Annotated in this window: 12 protein-coding genes and 1 pseudogene; 6 read left to right on the top strand and 7 right to left on the bottom strand. The window is 62.8% G+C overall.

Annotated elements, in window-relative coordinates; all coding sequences use genetic code 11:
* A pseudogene (locus tag EOA24_RS18795) lies at positions 1-444 on the top strand (CCA tRNA nucleotidyltransferase); the annotation flags it as partial.
* A gap of 145 nt (positions 445-589) precedes the next feature.
* On the opposite strand, the gene EOA24_RS43130 reads toward EOA24_RS18795, so the two are convergent.
* Positions 590-826: a S8 family serine peptidase gene (locus EOA24_RS43130; RefSeq protein WP_245491022.1), complete on the bottom strand. Its 237-nt coding sequence runs from the start codon at positions 824-826 to the stop codon at positions 590-592.
* A 369-nt stretch (positions 827-1,195) separates the two neighbouring features.
* On the opposite strand from EOA24_RS43130, the gene EOA24_RS43125 reads away from it, so the two are divergent.
* Both EOA24_RS43125 and EOA24_RS43120 read left to right on the top strand, forming a co-directional pair.
* Entirely contained in the window at positions 1,196-1,354 is a 159-nt protein-coding gene (locus EOA24_RS43125) for a hypothetical protein (protein ID WP_245501818.1), read from the top strand.
* A 57-nt stretch (positions 1,355-1,411) separates the two neighbouring features.
* A complete protein-coding gene (locus tag EOA24_RS43120; protein WP_245491023.1) occupies positions 1,412-1,663 on the top strand; it encodes a hypothetical protein in 252 nt (83 codons plus the stop codon).
* Here EOA24_RS43120 and EOA24_RS18785 read toward each other — a convergent pair.
* The 4 genes from EOA24_RS18785 to hemF form a co-directional block, all read right to left on the bottom strand.
* Positions 1,653-2,231 (bottom strand): hypothetical protein, encoded by a 579-nt coding sequence (locus tag EOA24_RS18785; RefSeq protein ID WP_126081639.1) that lies wholly within the window; start codon positions 2,229-2,231, stop codon positions 1,653-1,655. The genes EOA24_RS43120 and EOA24_RS18785 overlap by 11 nt on opposite strands.
* A 345-nt stretch (positions 2,232-2,576) precedes the next feature.
* Positions 2,577-2,762 carry a DUF1059 domain-containing protein gene (locus EOA24_RS18780; RefSeq protein ID WP_126081640.1) on the bottom strand — a complete coding sequence of 62 codons (186 nt, stop codon included), beginning with the start codon at positions 2,760-2,762 and terminating at the stop codon, positions 2,577-2,579.
* A 279-nt stretch (positions 2,763-3,041) separates the two neighbouring features.
* Positions 3,042-3,302 carry a DUF1344 domain-containing protein gene (locus tag EOA24_RS18775; protein WP_126081641.1) on the bottom strand — a complete coding sequence of 87 codons (261 nt, stop codon included), beginning with the start codon at positions 3,300-3,302 and terminating at the stop codon, positions 3,042-3,044.
* Positions 3,303-3,560: 258 nt separating this feature from the next.
* Entirely contained in the window at positions 3,561-4,475 is a 915-nt protein-coding gene (gene hemF, locus EOA24_RS18770) for an oxygen-dependent coproporphyrinogen oxidase (RefSeq protein WP_126059743.1), read from the bottom strand.
* 112 nt (positions 4,476-4,587) lie between these two features.
* Between hemF and EOA24_RS18765 the strand changes: the two genes are divergently transcribed.
* Entirely contained in the window at positions 4,588-4,845 is a 258-nt protein-coding gene (locus tag EOA24_RS18765) for a hypothetical protein (protein WP_042639873.1), read from the top strand.
* A gap of 22 nt (positions 4,846-4,867) precedes the next feature.
* Here EOA24_RS18765 and soxR read toward each other — a convergent pair whose 3' ends face one another.
* Both soxR and EOA24_RS18755 read right to left on the bottom strand, forming a co-directional pair.
* A complete protein-coding gene (soxR, locus tag EOA24_RS18760) occupies positions 4,868-5,311 on the bottom strand; it encodes a redox-sensitive transcriptional activator SoxR (RefSeq protein ID WP_126081642.1) in 444 nt (147 codons plus the stop codon).
* A gap of 208 nt (positions 5,312-5,519) precedes the next feature.
* Positions 5,520-5,978: a tRNA (cytidine(34)-2'-O)-methyltransferase gene (locus EOA24_RS18755; RefSeq protein ID WP_126081643.1), complete on the bottom strand. Its 459-nt coding sequence runs from the start codon at positions 5,976-5,978 to the stop codon at positions 5,520-5,522.
* A 446-nt stretch (positions 5,979-6,424) separates the two neighbouring features.
* Here EOA24_RS18755 and EOA24_RS18750 point away from each other — a divergent pair, with 446 nt between their 5' ends.
* Positions 6,425-6,841: a hypothetical protein gene (locus EOA24_RS18750; protein ID WP_245466976.1), complete on the top strand. Its 417-nt coding sequence runs from the start codon at positions 6,425-6,427 to the stop codon at positions 6,839-6,841.
* Between the two features lie 27 nt (positions 6,842-6,868).
* Positions 6,869-8,640: ABC transporter ATP-binding protein (locus EOA24_RS18745; protein WP_133374546.1), on the top strand; the 1,772-nt coding region annotated here is incomplete at its 3' end.

Here is an 8,640-nt window from a genome sequence, read left to right as displayed (position 1 = left end):
CCCGATGCCGTGCGCATGAAGACGCTTGGCGAGCGGCTGCGGCTTTCGAATGACGAGGCCGCTCGCCTGCGGCACTGGGCGCTGACCATCGCCCCGGACGCGAAGATGACCGAGACCGAACTGGCCAAGAAGCTCTACTACGGCGATCGCGACGGCTATCTCGACCGCATCCGGCTGGCGCTTGCCGCCGCGCGGACGCGTGCCGTGGAAGACAACCAGGCAATGATGGAGGCTGGCGGCCTTTCACGCCTGCTCAACTTCACGCTGAAATGGACAAAACCGGTGTTTCCGATCAAGGGCGCCGACCTGACTGGCCTTGGCGCGTCACCAGGGCCGAAGCTCGGCGCGACGCTGAAGAACCTCGAAAGGGAATGGGTCGGGTCGAGCTTCACCCTGGAACGCGGCGCGCTCATGGAGCGCGCCGCGCAGGCCTTGGAGCCTTAGGTCGTTTCACCATTTCATGGAAACGGCGAACCGCTCTATCTCTTTGTTTTATGCAATTCCGGACGGAAGGCTACGGCGAAGACCTGAGCCTGACCGCTCACACTTTCCTGGAATTGCTCCTGTCGGCCGGGGGGACCCGCGCCTGTCAGTGTATCGCCACGGGAGCCAGCGCCCGCGAGAGACTTGCCTCGCCCTTGCCGTAGATTGACGGGTCGTAGTTGGCCAGCGTGTCCGTGCGGGCCGTGTTGAGCAGGTCATTGGTGATCTGCACCGGCGTCGCCTTGGTGAACTTGCTGCCGATGATCGCGGCGTAGCCCGAGATGATCGGCGCGGCGAAAGACGTTCCATAGAGACCCGTCTTGTCGCCTTCGACGCCGACCAACCAGGAAATTGGCTCTGCACCTGCGTATTGGTACCGGCGTAGTCGGAATACCATGCAAGCTGAGCCTTGTTGGCCGTCGTGCCGTTCGTCGACAGCGCGCCGACGAAGATCGCCGTCGATTTGCCGATCAAAGCGAGATCGAGATAGTCCTGCTGGCCGTTGATGGCCGCGCCAACGGCGACGGCGTCGTTGCCGGCCGCCTTGGAGACGACGGCCGTTCCCCTGGTCGCATAGTTTATGATCGAGGCTTCTTCCGGGGCCCACCAGATCTGATTCACGCTGTAGCCCGCGTTGGTGTACATGCCGTAGCTCAGGTTGAGCACATTAAGACCGCGTGCCAGCGAAACGGTCGTTCCGGTCGAGAAATCCTTGGAGCGGATGGTCGCCGCGGGAGCGATCATGCTCGCCTCCTCGCGCGTCCATTCACCGTGCCGCTGCGTCTGCACGCCGATTCCGAAATTGCCGGAGAAGCGCGACGTGCTGCTGAAATCGTCGACCATGGTGATGGTGACGCCCTTGCCCTTGTAACCGGCGGACCATGCGGCGCCGACGTCGGGGCTCATCCAGTTCTGTAGGGTCTGCGTCGTGCGCGCGACCGGGATCGTGGCGCTTACGCAGATGGACCCGCCGCCATGGCAGAGCGCGGCCATTTCGTCCGGGCTGAGCGCTTCCTGCGCTGATGCCATCGGCGCCGAAAGAATGGCCAAGGCGGCGGCGAGGCCGAACTTCAAGGACTTAACCGACATGTTCATTCTCCAGTCAGACAGAACCAGGACGGGCGATCGTGAGTTTCGGGACAAGATGATTTCATTTGCCTGCCCTCCGATCAGAAAGTGAGACGGTAGTTCAGCCAGAGATGCATGGTCTCCGGCCTGGCGCTGACCAGATACTTCAGCGTTTCCTCAGGCGCGGTCTCCCCCGCCGCCAGCCGGCAATTGACGCTGTAGGTTCCGAACTCGCCGTAGTCGGCCTCGCAGGGCTTTTCCGTCAGATTGCCGCCGATGGTGGTGGTGACCGACAGGGACAGGGTGCTGTTGGGATTCGGATGGGTCTGGGTGAGAAATCCGAGCTTGAGGCTCGGCTCGATACGATATTTCTCGGCTTGCTCGCCGGTGCCGAACCCCCAGAGAAAGCCCGTATCGGGCGTGATCTGGGTGAGGAAGTCGACATGCATGTCGATCCAACTCGCGTGATACCAACGGCTGAAGGAGATCCAGCTTCCGCTCTGCAATTCATAGCCGCCAGTGCCGAGGCCCCTGGCCTTGTCGCTGAGCGGAGAACCCTGATGGACATCGACGAGCGAGGTGGTCCATTCCTGCGCGGCCGCGCCGGACGCGAAGAGGAAGGCGCACGCCAAAAGCACCGCCGTGCAGAAACCGCCTCGGATGTTGGACCGCTCGCGCATGCGCGAAGCACCTCGCCCCACCATTCCGGACAGCGCCTTGATGGCGAAGGGCTTCTCGGGCAGCCGCCTCTGGCCGGATCATGCACGGGAGAATCGCACGCAGACCGTTACCGCCAGGTTATCTAAGCTGTTACGAATATAAGAATTCCCCCGAATTATGGATACACAGCGCCTATGCATGTCGCGTAAAACTAAAAACCTAAAGCGCATGGAGCGAATCTGAAAGATCGCGACGCGCTTTAGGCCGGCGATCGAGGATCGCCGACGAAGAGGGCGGGATGCGAGGCAAGCAGTTTCCCGCCAGCCTTGCCGGCCGGTGACGTCTGGAAGTCCGATCCGGCCCGATCAGGCGGCGTCGCGGACCTTCTGGACGCGCGAGCGGATCGCCTCGATCATCGTCTCGCGGATGATGGTCTCGCCATGCGTTTCACGCATATGCTCGACGGCGCGGCGCATGACCTCCGCTTCTTCCTCGGCGCGCGTATGCCAGTCACAGCCGGGAACCAGCGATCCGCATTGAAATTCCTTCATGGGGATTTTCCTTTCCTCGCGACGGGGCTGCTCAGCCAGAGCGCTCCAGCCATTTGTCTTTATGCAATCCCGCCCAAAGCCGATGCGCGTTTTCGCAGGATTGCCCGGATGGATATCAATAACACATGCCGCCGCTTTCGGTTGCACGAAGGAGTGGCCGAGGGCGGTCGGCGCGGTAAAAGCATGAAACGAAGGGCGAAGCACTGGTGCTCCGCCCTTCGCGCCGCCTGAGCCTGCTATGCCTCGCCGGGTGCGGTTTTCCTGGAATTGCTCCAGCCGTTACTTCATGATCTTGACGGCTTCGGCGATTTTTTTCTTGCCGCTCATGTCCCAGGACACGCGAACCTTCTCACCGGCCTGAATGCCGGGATCCTTGAAGGCCTTGGACAGAGTGAAGGTCGACCCATCGTCGAGAACCAGGCTCATGGCCGTTCCATCAAAGCTCTTCACGGTTCCCGTGGTGTGCTTGGCAGCCGCGAACGCGGCGCCACCGGAGGCGAGGAAGGCGACGGTTGCCGCCGTCACGATAAGCTTGCGCATGGCATGCTCTCCTGGAAATGCAGGCGCCCGTTGGATCAGGCACCTCTCTTAGATCAGGGCCGTCAAGTCGCGTCGAGTCGCGGTCGTGGGACGCGATGATCGCCACCTCTGCCGCCGCCGCTTCCCGGCCCGGCAACCTTAAATAGCTCAATTTTTTCAAAAGGATATTAGACGTAAAAGAAATCCGGCCCGCCACATTGCCTGCCAAGATTCGACGAATGGGACAGCAATGCGGCCACAGCCGCGCTCACCTGATCGTTACGGCCATTTCACCTCGGGGGGCAGGCTGGACAGGATCGAGGCTACATTGCCGCCGGTCTTCAGGCCGAAGATGGTGCCGCGATCGTGAAGCAAGTTGAATTCGACGTAGCGGCCGCGCCGGATCAGCTGTTCGTCGCGCTCGCCATCGGTCCAGTTCTGGTTGAAGTTGCCACGAACCAGATGGGCATAGACGACTAGGAAGGAGCGGCCGACATCCTGTACGAAATTGAGATCGGCGTTCCAGCCGCCCTTGTCCTCGCCCGAATGCAGCCAGTCGAAGAAGATGCCGCCGATGCCGCGCGGCTCGTTGCGATGTGGCAGGAAGAAATATTCGTCGCACCAGGCCTTGAATTTGGGATAGTCGGCGACCGCGGCGTTCTTCTCGCAGGCGAACTGCATAGCGCGATGGAAGGCGATCGTGTCGGGGTCGTCCTGGGTACGGCGACGGTCGAGCACCGGCGTCAGATCGGCGCCGCCGCCAAACCATTGGCGCGTGGTGACGACCATGCGCGTGTTCATGTGCACGGCAGGCACGTTGGGGTTCCAGGGATGCGCAATCAGCGAGATGCCGCTTGCCCAGAAGCGCGGATCCTCCTCGGCGCCGGGTATCTGCTTCCTGAATTCCGGCGAGAATTCGCCATGGACGGTCGAAGTGTGCACCCCGACCTTCTCGAAGACGCGGCCGCGCATCATCGACATGGTGCCGCCGCCACCGCGGCCTTCGTCGCGCTCCCAGGGCGTCTTCTCGAAACGGCCGGGCGACCATGAGGACAGCGGTCCCTGAAGCTCCTGCTCGAGCTGCTCGAAGGTGGCGCAGATACGTTCGCGCAGCGCTTCGAACCAGAGGCGGGCCTTCATCTTCTTCTGCTCGATGTCGGCCGGCAACCCCACCGGTATTTCGGGTCGTTCCAAAAGCTGTCTCCAGTCGCGGCCGACAAATGACTCGTTTTTTCTGCGCGCGATCCCTAATCTGTTAAAGACAAGGGTCAAGTCCTGTCTGATCCAGGTGCAAAGGAGTTCCTTCGTGCGCACCCCGGCAAGACCGCCGCTGGATGGCTTGAAGAAGAGGCTGGAGCGCTCGCGCGCCGAGCGCGCAAACCTGCCGCGCGACGGTTTCCTGCGCGAGACCTTCGTGCTGCCGAGGCCCGCCGCCCGCCTCAAGGCCAAGGAGTGGTTCGAGCGCTTTCCGAAGCAGGCCTACTGGACCGAGATCGAAAGCTGGTTCGAACGCCCAGGCGATGTGATCGAATTCACCATGCGCCGGCTGCCGGCGGCCGACTGAGACATCTTTGGCGGCCAACCCGTCAGCGCACCGCCAGCCTTCTCGCGCCCGTGCCCTCCCGGGCCAGCCGATCTTCCTTGTTCCTCAGCGGGCATTTGTCGATCGACATGCAGCCGCAGCCGATGCAGTCGGTCAGGCCGTCGCGCAATTTCTTGAGCTGGGCGATCTTCTGATCGAGCTCGTCGCGCCAGGCCGTCGAAAGCAGGTTCCAGTCCTCGCGCGTCGGCGTGCGCTCTTCGGGCAGGGACTGGAACGCCCGTGCAATGTCGGCAAGCGAGATGCCGACCTCCTGGGCAACGCGGATGATCGCAACGCGCCTGAGCACATCGCGGCCGTAGCGCCGCTGGTTGCCAGCCGTCCGATGGCTGCGGATCAGCCCGCGCGCCTCGTAGAAATGCAGCGCCGATACCGCGACGCCGCTGCGCATCGCCACTTGGCCGACCGTCAATTCCCTTACCGGAGCCATTCTCAAATTCCTGCTTGACCTCAAGTTAAGTTGAGCTTGTAGCCAGGAAATATCGCTAGGGCAATTGCAGGAGAAGGCGATGTGCGCCTGGGCAGGAATGACGGCGGAAGGGATGGCGGTTCGGGATAGCGCGGAGGCGCGAAAGCTGGCTCATTGTTTCGACGCAATTCCGGGCAGAAAACCGTTTCACACTTTTCCTGGAATTGCTTTAGCCGATCTGGCGGAGCGCTTCGCCGGCGACCATGGCGACCGACAGCGCGACATTGATGCTGCGTGCGCCCGGCCGCATCGGAATGGTCAGTCGGGCATCCGCCGCCTGGTGGACTTGTTCCGTCACGCCGGCGGATTCGCGACCGAACAGAAGGATGTCGCCGGCGGCGAAAGCAAAGCCGGTATAAGCGGCCGTGGCCTTGGTGGTGAGCAGCACAAGGCGGCGCGCATGCGCGTTTCGCCATTCCTCGAAGGCGTGCCAGTCGGCGTGGCGGGTGAGCGTCGCCATTTCGAGGTAGTCCATGCCGGCCCGTTCCAGCGCCCGGTCGGAGAGCGGGAAGCCGGCAGGCTCGATGATATCGACGGCGATGTCGAGGCAGGCGGCGAAGCGCAGGATGGTCCCGGTGTTGCCGGCGATATCCGGCTGGTAGAGCGCGATGCGGAGACGGTCGTTCATTTTCGCATCCTGCTAATAAGTGGCAGATCGGCCACAGGCATCTCCCGCTTTCGGCGATTTCTGGCCTGTCGGGTGGCCAATTTCTGCGAAGTCGAGTATAGGACCATCATCGTCAACCCGAACCGAATGGAGGGGAACACATGATGACCATGCACATCCAGCGCCTCTCCTGGGCTCTCCTATGCCCAATGGCGGTTTCGGTACGACGATTCTACTGACACTTTAAGTCTTCATCGCACCGATTCCCGCCGAACCCAATTTTCGGCCTTCGAAGGAATCTTGCGATGTTTTTCAAACTGCCAAAGGGGCGCCGCGCCCCAGCTGAACGTGTCGAGACCGACGCTTGCCGCGCCGTTACGACCGATTCGATCCGCGCCTTCGGTCGAATGCCGAGGATCGAGGCCATATCACCCTTTTTAACGCATTTGCATATGGAGGACGGACCAATGTTCGATCCCTACAAGATACCGGGGTCAAGAAGCCTGCATGAGCGCAAGGCGGCGACCTGGGCGCTGCTGATCGGCGAGACCTATTCGTCGGCGGTGCATGCCGAGGAGCGGCGCAGGCCGCATCGCGGCATGCTGCCGGACGTCGATTTCTCGCGCGCGGTGCCCGACCACAGCCGGCCGACGCTGGTGCGCCGGATCATCCGTCTGTTCCGGCCGGGCGACCGAAACCGGGCAGGCTCCGGCTTTTCGTCGGGAAGCCCGGCGCCGTCAGGATCGTCGAACGAGCCTGTCGGCGAAATGCCGGCGAAACCCTATATTGCGAGCAGCAAGGCCGGCGATGCGGATGATTCCGTATCGCCGGCCCGCAATGCCGCGCGGCCGCAAAGCCTAGCCCATCAATCCCGCGCCGCGTGAGCGCGCATAGCATCGTGAGTGCCTGGAATGTTCCGCTGGTTTGAACAGAGGCTCGATCCATTTCCCGCCGCGGAGCCGGTCGAGCCGCCGAAGACGCTGGTCGCGTTTTGCGTGCATTATACGCGCGGCGCCTGGCCCTACATCCTCCTCGATGCGGTGCTGGTGACGGCGATCTCCATCGCCGAAGTGTGGATGTTCGGCTTCATGGGCCGCATCGTCGACTGGCTGTCGGGGCAGAACCGCGAAACCTTCCTGCAGACCGAGAGCTGGAAGCTCGCCGGCATGGCCTTCGTCGTGCTGTTCGCGCTGCCGGGCACGGTCTGGCTGCATTCGCTGCTCAACCAGCAGACGCTGATGGGCAATTATCCCATGCGCATCCGCTGGCAGGTGCACCGCTACCTGCTCAAGCAATCGATGGCGTTCTACCAGGACGAATTCGCCGGCCGCATCGCCACCAAGCTGATGCAGACGGCGCTCGCCGTGCGCGAATGCGTGATCAAGCTGATCGACGTCTTGAACTACGTCATCGTCTATTTCCTCGGCATGCTGTTCATCGTCGGCTCGGCCGACTGGCGGCTGGCGGCACCGCTCGCCGTCTGGCTGGTCGGCTATATCGGGCTGCTGCGCTTTTTCATCCCGAGACTGGGCAAGGTCGGCGAGGAGCAGGCCAATGCCCGCTCGACCATGACCGGCCGCGTCGTCGACAGCTACACCAACATCCAGACGGTGAAGCTGTTCAGCCACGCGCGCCGCGAGGCGACCTTCGCCAGGGAAGGCATGGCGAGCTTCCTTGACACCGTCTACCGTTCGATGCGGCTGGTCACGGTGCTCTACGGCCTGCTCTACATCCTGAACTCGCTGCTTCTGTTCTCGGTGACGGCAATCTCGCTGTGGCTGTGGCTCGGCCAGGCGGTAACGATCGGCGCGGTCGCGGTGGTCATCGGCCTGGTGCTGCGCATGTGGGGCATGTCGCAGTGGATCATGTGGGAGATGTCCGGGCTGTTCGAGAATATCGGCACGGTGCAGGACGGCATCCAGTCGATCTCGCTGCCGCGCCTGGTCGAAGACAGGCAGGGCGCCAGGGACATCGCCGTCAGCCAGGGCGAGATCCGCTTCGAGGACATCCGCTTCCATTACGGCAAGCAGAAGGGCGTCATCGAGAACCTGTCGCTCACCGTGAAATCCGGCGAGAAGGTCGGCATCGTCGGCCGTTCCGGCGCCGGCAAGTCGACGCTGGTCAACCTGCTGCTGCGTTTCTACGACCTGGAAAGCGGCAGGATCCTCGTCGACGGCCAGGAGATCGCGGCGGTGACGCAGGATTCGCTGCGCGCGCAGATCGGCATGGTGACGCAGGACACCTCGCTGCTGCACCGGTCGGTGAAGGAGAACATCCTCTACGGCCGGCCGGACGCGACCGAGGAGATGCTTATCGAAGCGGCGCGGCGGGCGGAGGCGCTCGATTTCATCGCCGGGCTTTCCGACCACAATGGGCGCAAAGGGTTCGGTGCCCATGTCGGCGACCGCGGCGTCAAACTGTCCGGCGGCCAGCGGCAGCGCATCGCGATCGCCCGCGTCATGCTGAAGGACGCGCCGATCCTGATCCTCGACGAGGCGACCTCGGCGCTCGATTCGGAGGCCGAGGCGGCGATCCAGGAGAACCTCTACAAGCTGATGCAGGGCAAGACCGTCATTGCCATCGCGCACCGGCTGTCGACGATCGCGGCAATGGACAGGCTCGTCGTCATGGACAAGGGCCGCATCATCGAGGAGGGCTCGCATGAGGAGCTCGTCGCCAAGGG

The organism is Mesorhizobium sp. M2A.F.Ca.ET.039.01.1.1 (genome assembly GCF_003998035.1).
GTDB lineage: Bacteria > Pseudomonadota > Alphaproteobacteria > Rhizobiales > Rhizobiaceae > Mesorhizobium.
Note: the sequence above shows the minus strand (reverse complement) of the source record. Positions and strands in the feature narration are given on the sequence as shown.

What these genes read in the sequence shown, in the direction of transcription:
- EOA24_RS18775 (WP_126081641.1), bottom strand. Translation starts at nt 3,302, where the DNA reads ATGCGCAAGCTTATCGTGACGGCGGCAACCGTCGCCTTCCTCGCCTCC.
- EOA24_RS18750 (WP_245466976.1), top strand. Translation starts at nt 6,425, where the DNA reads ATGTTCGATCCCTACAAGATACCGGGGTCAAGAAGCCTGCATGAGCGC.
- EOA24_RS18755 (WP_126081643.1), bottom strand. Translation starts at nt 5,978, where the DNA reads ATGAACGACCGTCTCCGCATCGCGCTCTACCAGCCGGATATCGCCGGC.
- EOA24_RS18780 (WP_126081640.1), bottom strand. Translation starts at nt 2,762, where the DNA reads ATGAAGGAATTTCAATGCGGATCGCTGGTTCCCGGCTGTGACTGGCAT.
- EOA24_RS18785 (WP_126081639.1), bottom strand. Translation starts at nt 2,231, where the DNA reads ATGCGCGAGCGGTCCAACATCCGAGGCGGTTTCTGCACGGCGGTGCTT.
- soxR (WP_126081642.1), bottom strand. Translation starts at nt 5,311, where the DNA reads ATGGCTCCGGTAAGGGAATTGACGGTCGGCCAAGTGGCGATGCGCAGC.